Genomic DNA, 22881 nt, shown 5'->3' with positions numbered 1-22881 from the left:
TCCATGCCCTTCAGAATTGACCCGGCAATTTGGATGCAATCGCAGCGGGCATTCCGGCGGCACGGGTGCCGTCCGACAAGGAGATTGCCAATTCCAGCGATTAAGCATACTCCCAAAAACCGGAACGAAAACATCGAAGGGTTTTCCGCGCCGTAAGCCCGTCATTCCCATCGTTCCGGGCGCAAAAAAATACACATGCCCGCCGGCATGTGTTCAAAAATTTCTCTTCCCGGCACATCCCACATTTCTTCCTCCGAAGCACCTGCTTGGATGCGGCGAAGGATTTTGCCGAAGTCACCATTTTTTCTCAGGATCTCAGCCGGATCCAAAACCATAAACTTTTCCGTCACTTAATCGGAAACCCGCTCATAGATCGCATCCGCCGCGTTCAACGCCGATACCGTAAGCCCCTCGAGACACACCTCCTTCCCTTCCAGATGGCCGATGGTCACTGTCCGCGATGTTCCCGGCAACAGATCGAAATAATTGTCGCTGAAGGTCAGCATTTCACCGGGCAGATCGATCTTGACGAAGCGGGCGATCCGTTCCGCAGAAACCGTCACCCTTTTCCGCTTCTCATCCACCTTTACGCGCAGTCCCGCCTCAGGCAGCTTCAGGTCCTTCTGGTCGCGCAAATAATAGATGTTGTCCGGCGCCGCGCCCTGCACGGAGCGCAGGCAAACCGCCACCCGGCCTGCGGGGCGTCCCCGCAATATCTCCCTTTCCGAAAACCGGGCGACGCGCACCGATGCATTGGCGGGAACCTTCACCGGAATTTCCCTGGAACACACCAACTCCCCCTCAAAGTCGAACACCTGCAAAAGCAGTTGATCCTGCACGCCTTCCCGCCGATCGTTGACCACCCAGACCGAAAGCGCTTTTTCCGGCTCGTGATCCAGCGAATACAGCACCGGATGGAAGAAAACTTTCGCATAGTAATAGGCGGCCTTCGGCAGCAGATAATAGTCGATGACCGACCAGCTCGTGCCCGGCCAACAGTCATTCAGCTGCCAGAACAGGGCCCCGCTCGTCGCGGGCTTCCGCCTCCGGTAATGTTCAATCCCGTACCTCAGCCCCTCCGCCTGGGTCAACATGGAAAAATTCAAATACTCTTCGAGGTTCCGGGGAACGCCGGTGTATCCTTCCATCAGCAGAATCCCCTTCTGGTGATGGTAATCCTTGTTTCGGTAGGCCATCTCGTCGCTTCCCCAGAAAAACTGACCTGGCGGGATGTTGCGCTCCAGCGTGTAGCGGTTTGCCGCGGCGTGCATTCCGAATTCGCTGACGAATTTCGCCGTGTCTTTTTTGAAGTTCTTGAAGGAAACGCCCTCCACGCTGTAATCGACGCGCGGCGGCTCCCCAAACCGGCGCGGCTCGACCATGCCGTGCCACACCTGCCAGTTGTGGCGATCACCTTCCTCCGCCGAGTTGTGATCGTTTCCGCCATAGGGAGAGCTCGGCCAGTAGAGGCGCGTCGGATCGAGTTCCGCCAGAATTTGCGGAATCAGCTCGTGATAAATCTTCTCCCCGTAAAACGGGGTCGCAATCTCCCCCGACGATTTCATCTTTTCGTAGATCCAGTCGTTTTCGTTGTTGCCGCACCAAAGGGCGATGCAGGCATGGTTGCGCAACCGCTTGACGACCTGGATGATCTCTTCGCGGACGTTGGCCAGAAAGTCGCGGTTGAAATCGGGATAAAGGGCGCAGGCAAACATGAAATCCTGCCAGACGAGAATCCCCTGCCGGTCGCACTCCCGGTAAAACACATCCTTTTCATAGATCCCTCCTCCCCAAACCCGCAACATGTTCATGTGGGCATCGCGTGCAAGCCGCAACAAAGACACGTAGCGGGAATCGGGAGCCGCGCCGATCATGCTGTCCACCGGAATCCAGTTGGCCCCCTTGGCGAACAGCTCAACCCCGTTCAGCACGAAGGTGAAGCGGGGATTTCCCTGCCCGTCGAATCGCCGCACCTCGATGGTGCGAATGCCGAAGTCCCGCTCGTGGCGGTCAATCGCCTCCCCATCCTTGAGCAATGTCACTTCCAGACGATACAAATAGGGAGTCCCGAGATCGTGGGTCCACCACAGTTTGGGATTGTTCACCTCGAGCGTGACGCGGGCCGTCGTTCCGTCCAACTTCGTCCGCTGTTCCCAGGATTCCGTTCCTTCGCCCTTCCCATCGCCGGTCAGCCGCACTTCCACCTCGTATGCGCCCTGTCCGGCGGGAAAAGTCAAAAAATCGACCTCGACATCGACGGCGACGGTGGCCCGGTTTTCCCCGATCGCCAGCGTCCGTGCAAACACACTGTCCAGCTTGGCGAACCGTCTCTTTTCCAGGCGCACATCCCGCCAAATGCCGACGGTGACGAGGCGCGGCCCCCAATCCCAGCCGAAATTCATCTGCGCCTTTCTCACCCAGACCCGCTCCCTGCTGAAGCCCGACCACAAATCCTGCCGCTTTCCCCGGACGCGGAGGGAGACGGGATCAAATTTGACCGCAAGCACATTGCGTCCCCGGCGGATTTCCCTCGTCACATCAAAGGTGTAAGAGACGAACATGTTTTCGGCGCTTCCCAATTCGACGCCGTTCAAGAAAATCGTCGCGAAGGTGTCGAGCCCTTCAAAAATCAGTTCCACCCGCTCCTCCGATCCGATCTCCTCATCAAACTGAAACTCCGCGCGGTACCACCAGACCTTCTCTTCAACCCAGCGGCATTTCACATCATTGTGGCCGACAAAGGGATCCTCGATGATCCCTGCCGATTTGAGCGTCGAATGGACATCCCCGGGAACCTTGGCGGAAATCCAGAAATGATCGATATAATCCGGATCCGCGATCTTCAGATCTTCAACCTGTCCCGGTTCAAACCACTGGATTTTCCAGTTCTCATGGATGTTCATGATTTCACGCCCCCTCCTAGGATTGATCAACCGCAAGGAGCCGTTCGCGGTACTCCGTCGGTGTCACACCCGTCAATTTCTTGAACACCTGCGCAAAATATTTGTACTCCTTGTAACCCACCTCCTCAGCGATTTCAAAAACCCGGAAAGACGTGTTCGCAAGCAGCTCTTTTGCTTTTTCCACTCTGAGCCGGCTTACGTACTCGCAGAACGATTTGCCTGTTTCTTGCTTGAATATCGTGCTGAAATAATTGGGTGTGATATGGAGAAACCCGGCCACATCGGATGCCCTCAAATCCTGGTGGAAATGTTCCTCGATGTATTCCTTGGCCCGTTTCACCAGCCAATGATTTCTTCCCCGCCGGAGTGGCCATTTTTGCGCCAGTCTTAGGACATCCTGATGGAACAACTGTTTTAACAGGGAAAACGTATTGTACCTGTGCAAATCGATGTTTCCCGTCAGAAAAATGCTCTCGGTGCCCTCCCCATCCCATCGGGTGAAAAACTCCCTCAGCCGCAGTTCGAGGAGATATCGGAGATCCCGGCAAAAGGACAGGGCCTCCTCGAGAGAGTAATGCCGGATCCGGAGCCTTTCAAACAGCGCATCCACATTCACGGTCAACGCCTTGGCGTCGTTTTGCAGGAGAGCTTCCATCAGCACCTTTTCCGCTTCCCTCAGATCAATCCATCGACGCCCCTGTCCGGTTCGGTTTTTCCCCTTCGACCGGTTTTCACTTTCCGTCCCACTTCCTTGCTGCGAAAGTGTACCGGCCGGCCTCCCATTCCCCGAATCCGCCCCGTGGAAAAAAATGCAGTGATCCCCATCGGAAACTTTGTTTTTCAGGGCGGTCAGCGCTTGCTCGTACGCTTCATTCAACAGAGACAAATCGCCGTACGGACCGGCAACGCCGAAGCAAAGGCGGCTCGGTCCGTCCCACGCTTCACAAATCCGTTCCAGACGGCGCGCAAACCATTTCCCGACCTTTTCGCCATCCAACGTTCCGGCAAGCAAACAGACGGCGACATGGCAATTGGGATGGGTAAAAAACGAAACGGTTTCCCCTGCCGTCATGTGAGCCCCGCCCCGCTCAGCTCCTTTATCACGAGGCGTTGCCACTTGTTTTCCAAGTCCTTCCGCTCTGTTTCCGTCAATTGCCGCTCCAGCTCCGCATAAGCGTCCAACTGGCTGACACACAGCCAAAAACCCCGAACCCTGCGGAAATAACGCTCCTTTCGCCCTGTCTCCGGCGCCGGCAGGGAGAGAATTTGGCTCATCACCCAACGGGTCAAGGCTTCTTTTTGCTCCTCGCGTTCCTCATCCAATTCCTTTCTTCGTTCATGCGCCAATCTTTTGACCAGTTGCCACAATTCATCGATATCCACCGGTTTCAACAAGTAATCTTCGACACCCAACCGGAGCGCCTGCCGTGCATACTCAAACTCGTCATATCCGCTGATCATCACGATGCGCACCTGCGGCCTCTCGCGCCGCAACGCTTCGGCCAGCGCCAGTCCGTCCATCTCCGGCATTTTCACATCCGTCAAAACGAGATCGACATCGTGTTTCTCGGCAAGCCGGAGCGCCTGCTTTCCGTTGTGCGCTTCGCCGACAACCCGCACTCCCAGTTCGTGCCAGGGAATTGTCAACCTGAGTCCTTTGCAGATCACCGGTTCGTCATCCACGATGATCATCTTCAATTCCATCGCCGCTCACCAAATGAATTGGTGATTTTTATGATCTCATCCTCCCTTGAAATGAAAGGAAGGATGAAACGGGCGCAAGCCCCTTCCCGCCTTTCGACGAACCATACGCCGCACTGTGAGCCGAACAGCAGTTTGATCCTGTCATTCACATTTTTCAATGCATGTCCGTCCTGTTCGCCGTCACCCCCGTGCAGACGGGCGTTCATCGCTGCGGCGTCGACGCCCGATCCGTTATCCGATACATTGATGTGCAATCTCCCGTTTTCGAGGGAGCAAGCAATCTCAATCAACCCCGGTCGATCCAACCCGCGAAAACCGTGCACGATGCAATTTTCCACCACCGGTTGCAATATCTGTTTCAAGACAATGGCTTCCTGAAGCTCTTTGCCGGCACGGATTTCAAAGCGGAACCCGTTTCCGAGCCGCTTCTGCTGCAGATTGAGATAGCTTTCCACGTACGCCAGCTCTTCGCGCAGCGGGACCCACAATTTCCCGCGGTTTAATGTGAGGCGAAACAGGCGCGAAAGCGTCTCAATCAGACGGCTTGTTTCCGTCGCTTTTTCCAGCAAGGCCGACCAGCGGATCATGTCCAGCGTGTTGTACAGAAAATGAGGATCGATCTGGTTTTGCAGCGCTTTCAATTCCGATTCCCGCTGTTTCAGCTCTACCTTGTACTTGAGGTCGATCAGCCTCTGGATCGTGGCCACCATCCGGTTGAAGCGGGCCGCCAGCTTTCCGATCTCGTCGTCCGAACGAACAGGCACCTGAGCGGAAAAATCGCCCTTCTCCACCCGCCGGGTCTGTTTCGTCAGCTCCACGACCGGCAGCACGATGAAATTGTAAAACCCGGTCAAAGCAAGGATTCCCAGCAGTACAGAGCTCAAAAACATCGTCCAAGTCAACAGGTAGACCGACTTCAAATCTCGAACGATTTTTCCTTCATCCACAATCGACACCAGATACCAGCCGGGCCCGCCGATCTCCCGAAGGACTGCAAGCCCCCCTTTGTCATACCGAAAGTGGAAAAACGTTTCGTTGTCCGGAAAACGGAGAATCCGCTCCACAAGAACCGAATCCGGATAAATGTTTCCCAAGTATTTGTCATCATCGTCCAAAACGACGGAACCGTCCCGTTGTACGACAAAAACCCTTCCCTTATCCCGGGTGACCGCCCCGGTGAAGGATTGATACAAATCCCTGGCGTTGATCCGAATTCGCACCAGACCGATGGGCCGTTTCGCATCATTGATGTCATTGATCACCCGAAAAAGAGTGACCACGTACTTCTTGCCGCTCCAACCGCTCGACACCGCGTAAGCGCTGCTCCAAACAATTTTTCCCTTCCTTTCCTTGGCAAGGCGAATCCATTGTTTTTCAGCGGCCCGCACCGGCTCGCCGAAATGGAGTTTGTTGCCGTTGATTCCCTCGACCGTGACCGAATTGATGTAGTTTTTCCCCGCCAGATGGAAGGTTAAAAACCCCTTCAACCGTTCTTCAAGATCCTCAAAAACCTGCGCGTTTTCCGGTGCGCGCTCCAGCGCCATGTAATTTCGGAAATCTTCGCTGAAGATCATGTAGGAGGAAATATCTTCAATGTCCTGAATCTTGGCGGACAAATTTTTTTCCGCCGCGTCCAGGTGTCGCTCTGTCGACTCCACGGCTTCCCGTTTCAAAATCTGGTTCACCTGATAAAGAACGAAGGAGCTGAAAACGGTCGACGGCAGCAAAATCAACACCGCGAAGAAAAAGAGGGATTTCCCTTTCAAGCTCCAGTTGCGGAAATGCCAGCGTCCCCCCAAGCATCCACCAGCCCTCCCGCAAAGACAAGGTCGGATTTCTATCACCTTTTTCTCCTCAGCCCTTTACCGCTCCTGCGGTCATCCCCTTCACCAAGTGCTTTTCCATGAAGAGATAAATGATCACTGTCGGGATCAGGGCCATCGTCAGTCCGGCCATCATCGTCCCGTAGTTCGTGGTGAATTGACCGGCGAAGCTGGCAAGCCCCAGCGGAATCGTCTTCAGATCGGCGTCATTGATCAGGACGAGGGCAAACGCAAACTCGTTCCAATTGTTGATGAAGTTCAGGATAATGACGGACGCCAGCGCAGAGCGCGCCATGGGCAAAATAATGGACCAAAAAATGCGGAAGATCCCGCAACCGTCCAACACCGCCGACTCCTCGATTTCCCTGGGAAATGCTTTCATGAAACTGACGAGGATGAAGATCGTAATGGGCAGGTTAAACGCGACATACGGCAGAACCAGGGAGGCGCGGGTATCCAGCAAGCCCAGGTTTTTCATCAGGATAAACATCGGAACGAGCGTTGCATGGACCGGAATCAACATGCCCAAGAGAAAAAAGGAGTGGATCCACCGGTTCCAGCAAAAATCAAACCTCGAAAGAAAGTAGGCGGCCAATGCGCCCAAAAATACGGTGATGATCACAGCGACAATGGAGACGAGGAAACTGTTCCAAAAATACGTGCCCAGCCTGGCCGTTTCCCATGCCGCCTCGTAATTGTCCCAAGCCCATTCACGCGGCAGGGAAAACGGATTCAAGGCGAACTCTCTTTCCGTTTTCAACGAATTGATCATCATCCAGGCGATCGGGTAAACATTCACCAGGCTGTATAATACCAGTACCAGGTATACAGCGGCTCTTTTCCACCTTTTCTTGCCCCGCTCCAGAGGCTCCGCCCTTTTCCGAAGTCCCGAGGACATGTCAGTGATCCCCTCTCCAGTCCCTTTTCATCAACAATCCCGAAACAATGAGAATGATCGAAAAACTGAAGACGAAGATCAGCAGGGACACGGCGCTGCCGTACCCATACCGCATGGATGAAAAGGTTTGCTCGAACATGTAGATGGCCATGACTTCCGTCGCGTGTGCAGGTCCGCCGTTGGTCATCACGTAGATCAAGTCGAAGGTCCGCAAGCTTCCGCTGATGCAGAGGATCACGGAGAGAACGATCGCATCCCAGATCATCGGAATCGTGACAGTCCACGTCTTTTTCCAACCGGTCGCCCCGTCGATTTCCGCCGCCTCCAACACTTCGTCGGGCACATTTTGCAGGGCGGCCAAAAAGATCATCAGGTATAAACCGACGAATTGCCAGACAATCGTCACGCAAACGGCGATCATCGCCCACCTCGGATCCCCCAGCCAGTCCCGCGCCAAAAAGTCCAGCCCGACCGATTGCAGCAACCGGTTCAACAAGCCATATTCCGCGTTATAAATCATGTTCCAGGTCAGGGAAATGATCACAGTGGATATCACAACCGGCAAAAACCCTATCGTGCGAAAGATTTTGGCCCCCTTCAGCCGGCGGTTCAACAGCAGAGCCAGCGCCAGGGCGATGGGAATTTGCCCGAAAACCGAGGCGAGCACCACATAGATGTTGTTTTTGAACGAATTCCAGAAAAGGGGGTCGGACAAGGCCTCCGAAATATTTCTCCATCCGACGAATGAGGCTTCAGACAATCCGTCCCAATCGGTCAGTGAATAATAAAAGGAGTGGAAGATGGGCACGATTCCGAACGCGCAATAGACGAGCAACGCCGGAATCAATCCCCCGGCGATTGCCCATTTCTGTCGGTTCAGCAGGTGCATGCCTCCACCTCCCCGGAAATCCGTCCGACCGGCCCAACCGCTCTAGCGATTCACTCCCCGCTGCATTTCTTCCGCCAGCTGTTCCGGCGTCATGGAACCTATGGTGATCGACTGCAATCCGTTGTTGATGATGTCCGTCAAACCGACCGGAAGCACTGCGTCGTACACCGGGGCGGTGCCGTGGCTCGTCAGTTTGATCTCTTCCTCGAACAGCGGATGTAGATTGTCCGGCATGTTCACTTTGGCCGGCACGAGCGATCCCACCGACAGCAACTGCCTGTAAAGTTCCTCATCATAGAAGAATTTCAAAAATGCGTGGGCCGCCTCTTTCTTTTCTCCGGACAACTCGCTGTTCAATGCGATTCCGATGCCCGTCACGCCGGACACGGCATTCGCGTTTCCCTTCCCGCCTTCGATGGCCGGAAATGCAGCCACACCAATCTGTCTGTCCTTCGGCAATCTTTCCAGGAGCGGTCCCAGGGCCCAGGTGCCCTCGATCATCATCGCCGCCTTGCCCTGCACGAAATAATCCCGCTGCTGAATGTTGTCCAGGCTGTTCATATCCTCGTTGAACGCGCCCAAATCCTTCAATTCCTTGATGATGGAGAGAGCCCGGACAAAATCCGGATCGGTAAATTTCTTCTCCCCTTTTAATGCTTTGTCCAGAAAGTCGCTTCCCGTAATCCGGTCGCCTATCGTCGACATGTAACAGGATTGCAGGACCCATTTCCCCTTGTTTCCGAGACTGATCGGAATCGTTCCCTCCGCCTTCAGTTTTTTAATGAGTTCCTTAAATTCGTCGTAGGTTTTCGGAAACTCCTTGTAACCCGCCTTTTTCAGCATCGCTTTATCGTAGAAAATCACGCTCGTGTACACTTTGTTCCCCGGTATCGCATATTGTTTGCCGTCGATCTGATAATCGGCCAATTTCTCGGATGGAATCAGCTTGTCCTTCCAGTGATCAACAATGTCGTCGATCGGCATGATCACTTTCGCATCCACGAGGGGCTTCAATTCCGCTCCCGGCCAGACCTGCACGAGGTCCGGCAGTTGTTTCCCCGCGGTTTGGGTCTTCACCTTGATCTTGTACTGGTCATGGGGGATTTTCTCCATCTTGATTTTTATGTGCGGGTTTTGCTTCTGAAAGTCTTCCACCTTCTTCAGGAACACCTCATTCTCCGGAATCGGCTCCGTCCAGGTGTTCCAGAACGTAAGTTCCACTTGTCCGTCTTCCGCCGCGCCGCCCGACGAACTTCCTCCGCATGCAGAAGCTCCCGCCGCCAGGACGAGCGCGAGCAAAAGCAGAAATCCCTTCTTCCCGGCTGCTCCCTTCATCGCACACACCCCTCATTCCCTTCCATAAACAGATTGGAGAAAAGGACATGCTTATGCGATGAATCATGATGATGGAATTTGTGTCAATTTTTATTGTACTGGATGAATGAAAGTGTGAATATCCGATAAAATTAAGATAATATCCGAATTTCACGGAAGACCGAAGTGCATTCATGGATTTTTGCTTATCTGTCACCCTGAAGGCTCAAAAGCGCGTTTTTCGGATCTGCAATAAAAAAACATGCCCGTCGGCATGTTTCAAAAAAGCGGATTTTTTGTGGTTTGCGCCTGATCCTTGCCACACCCCTTTTCCCCTGCCCACGGGCGCCACCCAGAGGCAGGGTTTTCTCTGAAGATGCAAGGAATCAAATCTTCAGCTCCCCTAGGCGCACCAGTTCAACAACTGCTTGCGAACGACCTTTTACGTTTAATTTCTGCATGACATTGGAAATGTGATTGCGCACGGTCTTTTCGCTGATGAACAGTTGTTGAGCAATTTCCTTGGTTGTTTTGTCCTGAACGAGCAGCTCAAACACTTCCCTCTCCCTGGGCGTCAACAACGGCTTCCCTTTCTGGTAGGTCAAAGGTGCCACCCTCCTTGCCCGAGCTCTGAGAACACGAGGGTCAGGGAATCAGTCAACATATCTTATGTCCCGTTGATTGCAGGGGTGAAGGAGAGAGGGCAATTTAGGCGGTTTCGGCATCGGATGTTCGGGAACCCTCAGGCATTTTCCATCATATTCACGATTTCACCTCCGGGTGACTGGAAACGCCCCTTTCATCCGCGTCTGCCGCCGCTTCACCGGCCCGCCTCTTCCCTTTACGTAGATCGGATTCGGGACAAGCTCCGGTGTCGACGCCCGCCCGGGCGCCCGCACCCGCTTGTCTCCCCGCGGGGAAGGACGAGCCTTTCTCACTCTGCATGATCCCACTTTTCGGCCAAGGCCTCCAGGTCCAGTTCTTCCAGGGAATCGAGGCGCAGATCGACTTCGCCAAAATCGAAGCGCCGGGTCACATCATTGGGAACGACAATGCATTTTAAACCCGCCCGCTTGGCGGCCAGGGCCCCGTTGGGGGAATCCTCCAGCGCCACGGCCTCCGACGGCTCCACCCCGAGGCAGTGGAGCGCCCGGCGGTACAGGGCAGGGTCCGGTTTGGTCCGCTCCACGTCCTCCCGGGTGCAGATGCATTGAAAATAGGGACGAAGTCCCAGCCGACTCAGATGATTTTCCACCCACTCCCGGGCGGAACTGGAAGCCAAACCGATTTTCCACCCGAGGGAACGGGCCTGATTCAGGACATCCCGCACTCCGGGCATGACCCCCTTTGTTTCGATCAGCGCGAGATGGCGCTGCCTCCGCCTCCTCTCCAGGGTTTCCCGGTCCAGTTTTTTGCCGGTGCACTTCTCCAGATAGGCATAGGGATCGAAATCGCTGTCGGAACAGCCGACCACCCGCGCCCACTCCCGGAGGGGAAGCTCCGCTCCGTGCTCCCGATACATCTCCACAAAGGTCAGGTATTCCGGGGATTCCGTATCCAGGATCAAACCGTCAAAATCAAAAATCACCGCTCGCAACACCGGTTTCTCCTCCCTCTCTTCAGGCGTCTTCATTGGTCCTGTCGCATCATCCCGGATCTGAGCAAGAACGCCCGTAACGGCGCAATTTGATCATACCAGGAATCGATGTCCTTATCTATGAATCTCCCGCCGTCACCAAAAGGCCACCGGCAGGTGCGGAAACCGGGACCGGAACCAACAGCGGTGCTTCTTGCCGCTGATGATAACCCAAGCGGCCCTGCGCAAGTCGAGAGTGCGTACGCCCCATTCGTGCTCGCTCAGCTGGACGCGGGGATAAGGAATCGATTCAAAGGCGAAAACGACCTCCCCGTATCGGAAACATGCCTCCAGACACCTTCGAATCGGATAAGAGGGCGAAGAGCGCAGGAGATGAACCGGCTCGAAGCCGATGGTTCGGATCAGCCGACGGGCATCGGCCCGCTTGGCGGGGGATTTGTTCCGGAAAGAAGAAGCGGGGTTGAGCACCGGATACTGCCGGACGAGATAGATGAAAGGTATTCCGTGAAAAAACATCGGACCACTCCCCTCCCGGATTAACATGGCAAAAATGCCGGCTTTCAATGCGCGGACCGGGCAAAGGATCCGGATTGTCCGCCCGGAATGAGGCAAGCCGTCATCCTCATACAAAGTATCAGGATTCCCTGCGCAAGGGGAGGCATCCTTTTCATGGTCCCAGGCTGTCAACCCGCCGGCGTCAAACTGTCATCGATCGTCCTGGAGAGAGCGTGGCCCGTCCTGCCCGCCCCCGTTCTCGCCCTGTCCGAACTGGAACAAGACGAGGTGTATCCCCTTCTGGACAAGCGGAAGATCGGAACCTATCTGAATCGGTCCCTTTCCATCGGAAGGGAAGCCGCCCGGGATATGAAATTCGACGGTGATTTGAAAACGCTGTTGAACCGCATGCTTCGAAGCGGAGTCCGCATCCGGTTTCGGGAGGGAAGCGGCCCGGGCGGGACCGGGTGGGTTCGCGCCCAATACCGCATCCGTCCCCCGACGATCACGGTGTTCCGCTCCTCCGTCGAACAGCTGAACCGTTTTTTTCGCATGACGGGAAACCCGGTGCGGAGGGAGGATCTCATCGCCCTTCATTTGATCCACGAATGGTTTCATCATCTGGAAGTGAGCCACATCGGCCGAACGGACCTCCGGCTGCCCCAGGTGGTCACGACCCGCCTCGGCCCCTTCCCGGTGAGGCGGCCCCTGAAAAAAACCCGGGAAATCGCCGCCCACGCCTTTGTGCAGGAGATGATGGGCCTTTCATTTTATCCCCTGCTCCTCGACCGGCTGCTCCTCCACCTTGACCGGGGATTGAGCAAGGAACAGATCCGGGAACAGTTCGAGAAGTTGAGAACCCGCTATCGGAGTCAACTCCCTGATGGAACATGAAGAGTCCGCCTTCGGAATTCAAGAACTCGTATGAACGGGTCCACGGAGGGCATTTTATAAAACGAATGATCCTCCCTGGCGGAGGATCGACCTCACTTACCCGATTTCCGGAGGTGTTTCCATGTCCAAACCCTATCTCTGTCCCTCCTGCGGAACCAACCGGACCCGGTTCAACCTGATCGAACAGGTGGTGCATCCGGTGAAAAAAGATCCCCACACCGGGGAGATCATCGAAAGGATCGGAATGGATGACCCGCTGCAGATTCCCTACACCGGCGAACCCCTTCGGGTCCAGTGCGGCGTCTGCGGTTTGGTGGAACCGGAGGAACGGTTTGTCAAAACGGCGCAAAGCCATCCTTTCCCCGCCGGCGTCAATGTCTGAGATTCGGCTTTGGGACCAGGACAACCGCGGCAACAGGTCCGCCGCGGCACACCCCCTTTTCCAGGGGGTTTTTGTCTGCCTACCGGGCGGCTGAAGCGACACGGATCTTGTACTATAATGAGGATAAATGGACCATTTGCCGGAATCCGTGCCGGCAAGAGGCGACCGGCGCCGGCCGTCAGCGCAAACGGAGGCGGAGGTCGCCGAAGGTTTCCGCAACAAAGGAATTTTCACAGAGAAGGGGTTTGAGATGCGCGCGTTCAAAGATTCGATATTGGAACTCATCACCGAAACATCCACCAATCTTCCTCCGGATGTGCGGGCAGCGATCCGTGCCGCCAAGGAACGGGAGAATGCGGGCACCCGCGCCGCCCTGGCCCTGTCCACCATTTCGGACAACATCCGCATGGCGGAGGAAAACGTTTCTCCCATCTGTCAGGACACGGGACTGCCCACCTTTGAAATCCGGGTTCCCGTCGGCGCCAACCAAATCGAAATGAGCCGCGACATTCGCGAAGCGGTGGCGGAGGCCACCCGCCGGGGAATCCTCCGCCCCAACTCGGTCGATTCCCTGACCGGAAAAAACACCGGCGACAACCTGGGACCCGGAACGCCCGTCATTCATTATGAACAATGGGAAAAAGATGAGATCGAAGTCCGCCTTATCCTCAAGGGAGGCGGATGTGAAAACAAAAACATCCAGTACAGCCTTCCCTGCGAACTGGAGGGACTGGGGCGCGCGGGACGCGATCTGGACGGCATCCGCAAATGCATCCTGCACAGCGTTTACCAGGCCCAGGGGCAGGGCTGCAGCGCGGGATTCATCGGCGTGGGGATCGGCGGGGACCGGACGACGGGCTACCAGCTGGCCAAGCAGCAGCTGTTCCGCCGCGTGGACGATGTCAACCCCGATCCGGACCTGGCCAAGCTGGAATCCTACATCATGGAAGCCGCCAACCAATTGGGCATCGGCACCATGGGCTTCGGCGGCGACGTCACCCTCCTGGGGTGCAAGATCGGGGCGATCAACCGGATTCCCGCCAGCTTCTTCGTCTCGGTGGCCTACAACTGCTGGGCTTTCCGTCGGCAGGGAGTGACCATCGATCCGAAAACCGGTCAAATCCGAAGCTGGTTGTACAAGGATGAGCCGAAGGACGCTTCGAAGGAGAAGAAGACGGCCCCGGCCGCCGCGCCCGCGATGAAAAAATCCCGGGAATGGCGCCTCACGCCGCCCATCTCCGAAGAACAAATCCGGCAACTCCGCGTCGGCGACGTGGTCATTCTGGACGGGCTGATCCACACCGGGCGCGACGCCCTCCACAAGTATCTGGTCGACCACGAGGCGCCGGTGGACCTGTCGGGGGGCGTGATCTACCACTGCGGTCCGGTGATGCTCAAGAACAAAGAGGGCAAGTGGGAGGTCAAGGCGGCCGGCCCCACCACCAGCATCCGGGAGGAGCCCTATCAAGGGGAGATCATCCGCAAATTCGGAATCCGGGCGGTGATCGGGAAAGGCGGCATGGGCGCCAAGACCCTGGCCGCCCTGAAGGAGCACGGCGCCGTCTATCTGAACGCCATCGGCGGCGCGGCCCAGTACTACGCCGACTGCATCGAGGATGTGGAAGGGGTTCACTTCCTGGAGTTCGGCATCCCCGAAGCCATGTGGCACCTGCGGGTCAAAAACTTTGCGGCCATCGTCACGATGGACGCCCACGGCAACAGCCTCCACGTGGATGTGGAAAAAAGTTCGCTGGAAAAACTGGCAAAGTTTAAGGATCCGGTCTTCGTCTGACCACCCGGGCGAAAGCATTTCGGCCCGAACGTCTCCGGAAAACGCCGCGGGGAGGGGGCGCCATCCCTCGTCGGCCCGAGGCGCTCCCTTCGGCCGCGGCGTTTTCTCTCTTTGGACGGTGAAATTTCGCCGCCTCCTTTTTTCCCGGAACGGATGGCGAAAGAATAGGTTCCCCGAATTCCCAGCAAAAATATACAAACAAGGCCCCATACCTCAAAGCGCCGCCGTTAAGAAAAACCTTTCGGCGAAAAACGCCCGCCCGTTGAAACCTCATGTCCCCAATCCACGTCTATATTTATTGAAAAGGGGGTTTTCACGATGAACTGGAAACGTCTGCGAAAAGCGGGAGTGGCAGCGCTAGCCTTCGCACTGATCTTCTCCCTTCTTCCTGCCGTCGCATTCGCCGACGCCGTTGTCGGCGAAACGGTCGTCACCCTCGGCGCCGATCTGACTCCCCAGCAACGGGATGCGATTCTGAAGGAAATGAATGTGGACAGAAACGTCCAAATCGTTGAGGTGACCAACGAAGAGGAACACCGTTATCTGGGGAAATATGTGAGCAAAGCCACCATCGGCACCCGCGCCCTCTCGTCGGCCAAAATCACCCTGGCCGAAAAGGGAGCCGGCATTACGGTGAAAACCAATAACATCACACACATTACCGAAACGATGTACGCCAACGCCTTGATCACCGCCGGGGTGAAGGATGCGGAGGTGTACGTCACCGCTCCGACCCAGGTTTCGGGAACCGCGGGACTGACGGGCATTCTCAAGGCCTTCGAAACGGCCACCGACACCAAGATCAGCGATGAACAAAAAGAAGTGGCCAACGAAGAAATGGTCCGGACCTCCGAATTGGGTGAAAAGATCGGAGACCCGGACAAGGCCGCCCAATTCATGATGGACCTCAAACAAAGGATGGCTGAAGAAAAGCCCGAAACGCCGGAGGAGTTCCGCAACCTGATCATCAACGTTTCCAATGAATACAACATCAATCTGAGCAATCAGGACATCGAGCAGCTCACCCAATTGCTTCAACGCCTGTCAGAGTTGAATATCGATTGGGGCGCCCTGAGCGATCAGGTGAAAAAGCTGCGGGACAACCTGGATGAAATCCTCAACTCCGATGAGACGAAAGGGTTTCTGGAAACCCTCCTGGACTGGCTCGCCAGCCTGCTGGATGCGCTGAAACAAATCTTCTCTTCGGAAAGCGCCTGATGCCCTGATCTGTCGCGGGGGAGGCGGGATCAAACCCGCCTCCCCTTGCTGCGAACGAAAAAACGATTTCCGCCGGGCATCCCCCGCCCGGCGGAGCGAATAGAGACGCCAAATCAGGGAGGCGGAAAAACCGCCTCCATTATATTTGGGCTGCATCCGGCCGGATTTGTGAACAAAAAACCCCCCGTGAAGGGGGGATCGGTCAGTTGGACAACCATTTGCGGAAGAGAAACCTGGTGGCCTCCCGGTTCATCGCGGCGATCGACGTGGTCAGCGGAATCCCCTTCGGACAGACCTGCACGCAGTTCTGCGAATTTCCGCATTCCTGCAGTCCGCCTTCGCCCAAGAGGGCTTCCAGACGCTCGTCCTTGTTCATGGCTCCGGTCGGATGGGAGTTGAACAGCCGGACTTGGCTGATCACAAAGGGACCCATGAAATTGGAACGGGAATTCACATTGGGGCACGCTTCCAGGCAGACCCCGCAGGTCATGCACTTGGACAGCTCGTAGCGCATCTGGCGCTCCGTCTCCGGCATGCGCGGACCCGGCCCCAAATCGTAGGTGCCGTCGATGGGGATCCAGGCCTTGACCCGCTTCAGCGCGTCAAACATCCGGCTGCGATCCACGATCAGGTCCCGGATCACGGGGAAGGTTCGCATCGGTTCCAGCCGGATGGGCTGCTCCAGGTGGTCGATCAGGGCGGTGCAGGCCTGACGCGGCTTTCCGTTGATCACCATCGAACAGGCGCCGCACACCTCTTCCAGGCAGTTGGACTCCCACACCACCGGGGTGGTTTTTTCCCCCTTGGCGTTGACCGGGTTCCGCTGGATCTCCATCAGCGCCGAAATGACATTCATGTTTTTCCGGTACGGCAGCTTGAACTCTTCCGTATACGGCTTTTCATTCGGTCCGTCCTGGCGGGTGATGATGAGATGCACCGTCTGTTCGCTCATTGTTTCGCCGCCTCCTCTTTCGCCACGTCGTACCGGCGCGGGCGCGGTTTGATCAGGGAAACGTCCACGGGCTCGTAATCAAACTCCGGACCGTCGGGGGTGTATTTCGCCTTGGTGGTCTTGAGCCACTCTTCGTCATTCCGCTCCGGATATTCCGGCTTGTAGTGGGCGCCGCGGCTTTCGTTGCGGTGATAGGCCCCCAGGGTGATCACCCGGGCCAACTGCAGCATGTTCCACAGCTGACGGGTGAACGAGGCGGCCTGGTTGCTCCACCGGCTGGTGTCGATCATGCTGATCCGCTTGTACCGCTCCATCAATTCCTGAATCTTTTCGTCCGTCTTCAACAGCCGGTCATTGTAGCGGACCACCGTCACATTGTCAGTCATCCACTCGCCCAATTCCTTGTGCAGCTGATAGGCGTTTTCATTTCCGTCCATCTTGAGGATTTGTTCGTATTTTTCCTCTTCCTTTTTGCGGTATTGCTCAAACAGGGTGGAAGGCAGATCCTCCGCCGACTTTTCCAGTCCGCGGACGTATCTGATCGCGCTGGGACCGGCCACCATCCCTCCGTAGATGCAGGAGAGAAGGGAGTTGGCGCCGAGACGGTTGGCCCCGTGGTATTGATAATCGCATTCTCCCGCGGCAAACAGGCCGGGAATATTGGTCATGTGGTTGTAGTCCACCCACAGGCCGCCCATCGAATAGTGCACCGCCGGGAAGATCTTCATCGGAACCTTCCGCGGATCTTCTCCCATGAATTTCTCATAAATCTCGATGATCCCGCCCAGTTTGACGTCCAGCTCCTTGGGATCCTTGTGGGAAAGGTCCAAATAGACCATGTTCTCCCCGTTGATCCCCAGTTTCATGTCGACGCACACCTTGAAGATCGCCCGGGTGGCGATGTCCCGCGGCACCAGGTTCCCGTAGGCGGGATACCACTCCTCCAGGAAATACCACGGCTTTCCGTCCTTGTAGGTCCAAACCCGTCCCCCTTCCCCGCGGGCCGACTCCGACATCAGGCGGAGCTTGTCATCCCCGGGGATGGCCGTCGGGTGAACCTGGATAAACTCCCCGTTGGCGTAAATGGCTCCCTGCTGATAAACGGCGCTGGCAGCGGAACCGGTGTTGATCATCGAGTTGGTCGACTTGCCGAAGATGATTCCCGGACCGCCGGTGGCCAGAATCACCGCGTCCGCCGGGAAGGCGCGGATTTCCCCGCTGCGCAAATCCTGGGCGACGATTCCCCGGCAACGGCCTTCATCATCCAACACGGCGGACAAAAACTCCCAATGCTCAAACTTGGTGACGCGACCGGCCACCTCGTAGCGACGCACCTGCTCATCCAGGGCGTACAGCAACTGTTGGCCCGTCGTCGCGCCGGCATAAGCGGTCCGATGGTGCTTGGTTCCGCCGAACCGGCGGAAGTCAATAAGCCCTTCCGGCGTCCGGTTGAAGGGGACTCCCATCCGGTCCATCAGGTAAATGATGCCCGGCGCCGCTTCACACATCGCCTTGACGGGCGGTTGGTTGGCCAAAAAGTCCCCTCCGTAAATGGTGTCGTCAAAGTGCTCCCAGGGAGAATCTCCTTCCCCCTTGGTGTTGACCGCACCGTTGATTCCACCCTGCGCACAGACGGAGTGGGAACGCTTCACGGGAACGATCGAGAACAATTGCACGTCGGCGCCCGCTTCCGCCAGTTTGATCGTGGACATCAGACCGGCCAAGCCGCCGCCGACAACGATGACCTTTTCATTCATTGGCAGTGCCCCCTTTTAGAACTGTGCCGACTGGGTCACGAATTCTGGGTCAACAAAGGCAAACAGGGCCCGAACGCCGATGTAGGACACGACGACGAAAACGACGGCCCACACCCAGGTGGAAACGGCTTGGGCGCGGGGTCCCACGGTGATGCCCCAGCTGACCAGGAAGGACCACATGCCGTTGCTGAAGTGGAAAACCGCGGCGATGACTCCGATCACATACAGGGCGAAGGTGAGATTGTTGGACAAAATTTCGTTCATCCTCAATCCCACTTCATGGGCGCTCAAGTCGTTCAGGGCGACGTAAATCCGGGTTTCCCAGACGTGCCAACCGACAAAGATGAAGGTGATCACCCCGGTCACCCGCTGCAGCATGAACATCAAGTTTCGGAAATAACCGAAATTGGTCACGTTGTTCTTCGCCTGGAAGGCGATATACAATCCGTACACCCCGTGGTACAGAAGCGGAAGGAAAATGAAGAAGATCTCCAAAAAGAGCAGGAAGGGAATGTCCCACAGCCACTCCACCTGCTCGCGGTAAGCGTCAGCTCCCCGGGTGGCGTAATAGTTCGTCAACAGATGCTCGAGCAAAAAAAAGCCCACCGGTATGACACCCAACAGCGAGTGCAGCCGACGGTTGAAAAAACTGGAGTGATTCATTGCCAGGCCCCCCATAAACCTGAGTGCTTCTCCTTATGTTACCCTGCTTTCCAAAAAAGCTGCACAAACGGCAGCAAAGAGATAAAATTCCTCATCAAAATGATTCACCGCTTTTTGGAAAGGGGTTTCACATAATGAATTAATACATCCCTATTGTACTCCCACAGTGTGGGAGCGTCAAGAAGACCTCATCCTCCCTTCCCCCAGGAAACGGCGAATGGGCGGCCCCACCAGGTCAAATTCGACCAAGAAAGCGTCATGGCCGTAGTGGGATTGAATTTCCTCCAACCGGGACCTTTTCCCCAGCCGCTGAAGCAGGGCATGGATTTTTCGCTGTTCCCGGATCGGAAACAGAATGTCTTCCCGGATGCCGATCACCAGCACGTCGGACTGAATCCGGGACAGCGCCCGCTCCACCCCTCCGCGTCCCCGGCCGATGTCATGCAGATCCATCGCTTTCAGGAGATAGAGATAGCTGTTCGCGTCGAAGCGGCGGACCAGCTTCTCCCCCTGATAACGCAGGTAGCTTTCCACCTGGAACATCGAATCCAGCCGGGTGATGGGTCCGTCGTCCTGGATCCGGCGGCTGAACCGCTTCTCAAAAAGGGTTTCGGTCCGGTAGGTGATCATTCCCATCATCCGGGCGATGGCCAAACCCCTTCGGGGGCCGGGCCCGGGATAATAATTTCCGCCCTTCCATTCGGGATCCGCCAAAATCGCTTGGCGGCCGATGTCGTTGTAGGCAATTCCCATCGGAGAGAGGGCAACGGAGGTGGCGATCGGGATCATCCGCTCCACCGCTTCGGGGTACATGATCCCCCATTCCAACACCTGCATCCCGCCCATCGAACCGCCGATCACCGCCGTTATTTTGGAGATGCCCATTTTTTCCAGGCAGCGCCGCTGGGCGCGAACCATATCACGAATCGTCACCACGGGAAAAGAGGTCCCGTAGGGACGACCCGTCCCCGGATCGATCGACGAAGGACCCGTGCTTCCGGCGCATCCGCCCAGAACGTTGGTCGTGATCACAAAATAGCGGTTGGTATCGATATATCCGCCCGGTCCGATCAATCCGTCCCACCAGCCGGGATGTTCCGCATCCCCCACGGCGTGGGCATCACCGGTCAGCGCATGACACACCAGGATTACGTTGTCCCTGGAATCGCTCAGGGTCCCGGCGGTCTCCACGGCGATCTCCACCTGCTTAAGGCGGCGGCCGCATTCCAAATCCAACGGACCGATCGGAACCGTCAGCTTTTGCGGGCAGTTGACGGTCGTCGCCACATCCATCCTCCCCCTTCCGGAAAAACAAGCGCCCTCTTCGATCAGAAGAGGGCGCGGGACCCACTAAGTGGGTTGGATTCCGTTCCGCCTCTTCTCATCTCTCAGGACCCGAGGGTCCTGCAGGAATTGGCACCTTTCCCCTCGTCCGGATCGTTCGGTCCGGCCGTTCCCTGCACGGGAGCGGGGTGGTTGCCGGGCTTCATCGGGCCAGTCCCTCCGCCTCTCTCGATAAGAAGACGCCTATTGAATTTTCTGTTATGATACGACAATCTGAAAGGGTGTGTCAACCCGCGGCAGATGATAAGGGGACGGCCGGGGGGGGGGGATTCCTCCCCCCTTTCCCGTCCCCTTAAGCGCAGAACCTACTTGGCCGAGATGTTCACCCGCAGACCCCGGTCCACGCGGGGAGCCTGAGGATGCTCCAGCCAGCAGTACACGCCGTGGCTGGAAGACGCTTCGGTCTTCTCCGGCATCATTTCATGGCAGATGTTCATCGCATGAGGGCAGCGGTCGGCGAAGGGGCACCCCTGCGGGGGCTTGAACAGGTCCGGCGGCGAACCCGGGATCGACTGCAGCTCCGTGTCCCGCTCCATGTCCAGCCGGGGCATGGAGTTGAGCAATCCCCAGGTGTAGGGATGGCGGGGACGGTAGAAAATTTCCTCCACCGTTCCGTACTCCACCACTTTCCCGCCGTACATGACGGCCACCTTGTGGGCGGTTTCGGCCACCACGCCCAGATCGTGGGTGATCAGGATGATCGCCGTTCCCGTCTTCTCCTGCAGCTCCTTCATCAGTTCCATGATCTGCGCCTGGATGGTCACATCCAGGGCGGTGGTGGGTTCATCGGCGATGAGGATTTTCGGATTGCAGGCCATGGCTATGGCGATCATCGCCCGCTGCCGCATTCCCCCGCTGAACTCGTGGGGATACTGATCCACCCGTTTTTCGGGCGTCGGAATCCCCACCAGGCGGAGCATCTCAATCGCCCGTTCCCGGGCCGCCCGCTTGTCGATCCCCTGGTGCCAGATCAATCCTTCCATGATCTGCCTGCCCACGGTCATCGTCGGGTTGAGGGAGGTCATCGGATCCTGGAAGATCATGCCGATCTCCGAACCGCGAATGCCGAACATCTCCTTTTCCGACAGGGTCAGCAGATCCTTTCCGTCGAAGCGGATCTCCCCTTCCTTGATGATGCCCGGCGGCGTCGGAATCAGGCGCATGATCGACTGGGCGGTGACGCTCTTCCCGCTCCCCGACTCGCCGACGATGGCCAGGGTTTCCCCCTTTTCGAGGGAGAAGCTGACTCCGCGGACCGCGTGCACTTCACCCCCGTAGGTCTGAAACGACACATGCAGATTCTCCACTTCCAAAAGAGCCATGATCTCCCTCCTTTACTTGCGCATTTTCGGATCCAGGGCATCCCTCAGGCCATCGCCGAGCATGTTGAAGGCCAACAGCGTCAGGCTGAGGAAAAAGGCGGGGAAGAAGAGGCGCCACCACTCACCCGACAAAATCACCGCCGTCGAATCGTCGATCATCGTCCCCCAGCTGGCGAAGGGCGCCTGCACCCCCAGCCCGAGGAAGCTCAGAAACGCTTCGGCGAAGATGGCGTTGGGAATGGTGTAGGTGATAAGAACAATAATCGGGCCCAAGGAGTTGGGAAGCAGATGCTTGAACAATATCCACCGGCCGCTCGCCCCCAGGGTCCGGGCGGCCAGCACGTACTCCTGCTCCTTCAGCTGCAGCACTTGTCCCCTAACCAGACGGGCCATGCGCAGCCAGCCGGTAATCGACAGGGCGATGATGATCGTCAGGACGCCGGGCTCCATCACGACCAGCAGGAGAATCACGGTCAACAAGTACGGAAGCCCCCACAGGACGTCGACGATCCGCATCATGATCTCATCGGTTCGCCCGCCCTTGTAGCCGGAAATGCCGCCGTAGAGCACGCCGATGATCAGATCGATCAATCCCGCCGCCAATCCGATCAGAAGCGACACGCGGGCGCCATACCAGGTGCGCACGAACATGTCCCGGCCCAGATCGTCGGTCCCGAACCAGTGCTCACTGGAGGGTTCCAGGTTCTTTCCGGTTTCCAGGTTTTGCTCATAATAGGTATAATCCACCATATAGGGGCCGAAAATGGCCATGACGGCGAGGAGCACGAGAATGACGAGACCCGCCATTGCCAACCAGTTCTTCTTCAAGCGCAACCAGGCATCCTGCCAGTAGGTAAGGCTGGGGCGCGCAATCGCCTCCGCCTCCGCCTCGCGGCGCGGCGCCGGTTCAAAAGCTTCTGCAGGCAAAGACATG

The 22881-nt window shown here is 56.8% G+C and carries 21 protein-coding genes and 1 riboswitch; of the genes, 4 read left to right on the top strand and 17 right to left on the bottom strand.

Annotated features, from left to right (window positions below; genetic code table 11):
* Nucleotides 1-161 precede the first annotated feature (161 nt).
* The 11 genes from BM063_RS06065 to BM063_RS06015 all read right to left on the bottom strand — a co-directional run bounded on the left by BM063_RS06065 (nt 162) and on the right by BM063_RS06015 (nt 11644).
* Nucleotides 162-350 (bottom strand): hypothetical protein, encoded by a 189-nt coding sequence (locus BM063_RS06065; protein WP_092036893.1) that lies wholly within the window; start codon nt 348-350, stop codon nt 162-164.
* A complete protein-coding gene (locus BM063_RS06060) occupies nt 351-2903 on the bottom strand; it encodes a beta-mannosidase (protein ID WP_092036891.1) in 2553 nt (850 codons plus the stop codon).
* Nucleotides 2904-2919: 16 nt separating this feature from the next.
* Nucleotides 2920-3975 carry a helix-turn-helix transcriptional regulator gene (locus BM063_RS06055; protein ID WP_092036889.1) on the bottom strand — a complete coding sequence of 352 codons (1056 nt, stop codon included), beginning with the start codon at nt 3973-3975 and terminating at the stop codon, nt 2920-2922.
* Nucleotides 3972-4607, bottom strand: coding sequence for a response regulator (locus tag BM063_RS06050; RefSeq protein ID WP_092036887.1), 636 nt, complete (start codon nt 4605-4607; stop codon nt 3972-3974). Before BM063_RS06050 ends, BM063_RS06055 begins: the two co-directional genes overlap by 4 nt.
* On the bottom strand, nt 4598-6406 hold the full coding sequence (locus BM063_RS06045; protein ID WP_177199013.1) for a sensor histidine kinase: 1809 nt from the start codon (nt 6404-6406) through the stop codon (nt 4598-4600). Before BM063_RS06045 ends, BM063_RS06050 begins: the two co-directional genes overlap by 10 nt.
* Nucleotides 6407-6461: 55 nt before the next feature.
* The gene (locus BM063_RS06040; protein WP_092036883.1) at nt 6462-7328 is read right to left on the bottom strand and encodes a carbohydrate ABC transporter permease; all 867 of its coding nucleotides are present in this window, start codon (nt 7326-7328) and stop codon (nt 6462-6464) included.
* A gap of 1 nt (nt 7329) precedes the next feature.
* Nucleotides 7330-8217 carry a carbohydrate ABC transporter permease gene (locus tag BM063_RS06035; RefSeq protein WP_092036881.1) on the bottom strand — a complete coding sequence of 296 codons (888 nt, stop codon included), beginning with the start codon at nt 8215-8217 and terminating at the stop codon, nt 7330-7332.
* A gap of 42 nt (nt 8218-8259) precedes the next feature.
* Nucleotides 8260-9552: an extracellular solute-binding protein gene (locus tag BM063_RS06030; protein WP_092036879.1), complete on the bottom strand. Its 1293-nt coding sequence runs from the start codon at nt 9550-9552 to the stop codon at nt 8260-8262.
* Nucleotides 9553-9917: 365 nt separating this feature from the next.
* Entirely contained in the window at nt 9918-10136 is a 219-nt protein-coding gene (locus BM063_RS06025) for a helix-turn-helix domain-containing protein (RefSeq protein WP_092036877.1), read from the bottom strand.
* 329 nt (nt 10137-10465) lie between these two features.
* Nucleotides 10466-11131, bottom strand: a complete 666-nt coding sequence (locus BM063_RS06020; RefSeq protein WP_092036875.1) for an HAD family hydrolase — start codon at nt 11129-11131, stop codon at nt 10466-10468.
* A 132-nt stretch (nt 11132-11263) separates the two neighbouring features.
* Entirely contained in the window at nt 11264-11644 is a 381-nt protein-coding gene (locus BM063_RS06015; RefSeq protein WP_143085249.1) for a hypothetical protein, read from the bottom strand.
* A gap of 153 nt (nt 11645-11797) precedes the next feature.
* Here BM063_RS06015 and BM063_RS06010 point away from each other — a divergent pair, with 153 nt between their 5' ends.
* The 4 genes from BM063_RS06010 (at nt 11798) to BM063_RS05995 (ending at nt 15909) form a co-directional block, all read left to right on the top strand.
* Nucleotides 11798-12517: a hypothetical protein gene (locus BM063_RS06010; protein ID WP_092036871.1), complete on the top strand. Its 720-nt coding sequence runs from the start codon at nt 11798-11800 to the stop codon at nt 12515-12517.
* A gap of 121 nt (nt 12518-12638) precedes the next feature.
* Nucleotides 12639-12899, top strand: a complete 261-nt coding sequence (locus BM063_RS06005; protein ID WP_092036869.1) for a DNA alkylation repair protein — start codon at nt 12639-12641, stop codon at nt 12897-12899.
* A 250-nt stretch (nt 12900-13149) separates the two neighbouring features.
* Entirely contained in the window at nt 13150-14691 is a 1542-nt protein-coding gene (locus BM063_RS06000) for a FumA C-terminus/TtdB family hydratase beta subunit (RefSeq protein ID WP_092036932.1), read from the top strand.
* 318 nt (nt 14692-15009) lie between these two features.
* Nucleotides 15010-15909, top strand: coding sequence for a DUF1002 domain-containing protein (locus BM063_RS05995; RefSeq protein ID WP_092036867.1), 900 nt, complete (start codon nt 15010-15012; stop codon nt 15907-15909).
* Nucleotides 15910-16111: 202 nt separating this feature from the next.
* Here BM063_RS05995 and sdhB read toward each other — a convergent pair whose 3' ends face one another.
* The 6 genes from sdhB to BM063_RS05965 all read right to left on the bottom strand — a co-directional run bounded on the left by sdhB (nt 16112) and on the right by BM063_RS05965 (nt 22880).
* Nucleotides 16112-16861: a succinate dehydrogenase iron-sulfur subunit gene (gene sdhB, locus BM063_RS05990; RefSeq protein ID WP_092036865.1), complete on the bottom strand. Its 750-nt coding sequence runs from the start codon at nt 16859-16861 to the stop codon at nt 16112-16114.
* Nucleotides 16858-18618 (bottom strand): succinate dehydrogenase flavoprotein subunit, encoded by a 1761-nt coding sequence (gene sdhA / locus BM063_RS05985; RefSeq protein ID WP_092036863.1) that lies wholly within the window; start codon nt 18616-18618, stop codon nt 16858-16860. The genes sdhB and sdhA overlap by 4 nt, the downstream gene beginning before the upstream one ends.
* A 15-nt stretch (nt 18619-18633) precedes the next feature.
* Nucleotides 18634-19281 (bottom strand): succinate dehydrogenase cytochrome b558 subunit, encoded by a 648-nt coding sequence (locus BM063_RS05980; RefSeq protein ID WP_092036861.1) that lies wholly within the window; start codon nt 19279-19281, stop codon nt 18634-18636.
* Nucleotides 19282-19458: 177 nt separating this feature from the next.
* The gene (gene metX, locus BM063_RS05975) at nt 19459-20574 is read right to left on the bottom strand and encodes a homoserine O-acetyltransferase MetX (RefSeq protein ID WP_092036859.1); all 1116 of its coding nucleotides are present in this window, start codon (nt 20572-20574) and stop codon (nt 19459-19461) included.
* An 85-nt stretch (nt 20575-20659) separates the two neighbouring features.
* Nucleotides 20660-20803: riboswitch (SAM riboswitch) on the bottom strand.
* A 127-nt stretch (nt 20804-20930) separates the two neighbouring features.
* Nucleotides 20931-21947 carry an ABC transporter ATP-binding protein gene (locus BM063_RS05970; RefSeq protein ID WP_177199012.1) on the bottom strand — a complete coding sequence of 339 codons (1017 nt, stop codon included), beginning with the start codon at nt 21945-21947 and terminating at the stop codon, nt 20931-20933.
* Between the two features lie 12 nt (nt 21948-21959).
* On the bottom strand, nt 21960-22880 hold the full coding sequence (locus BM063_RS05965) for an ABC transporter permease (RefSeq protein WP_092036855.1): 921 nt from the start codon (nt 22878-22880) through the stop codon (nt 21960-21962).
* Nucleotide 22881: the final 1 nt, after the last annotated feature.

Origin of the sequence: Planifilum fulgidum, from assembly GCF_900113175.1 — a bacterium.
Lineage (GTDB): Bacteria > Bacillota > Bacilli > Thermoactinomycetales > DSM-44946 > Planifilum > Planifilum fulgidum.
This window is presented reverse-complemented; position numbering and strand designations above follow the sequence as displayed.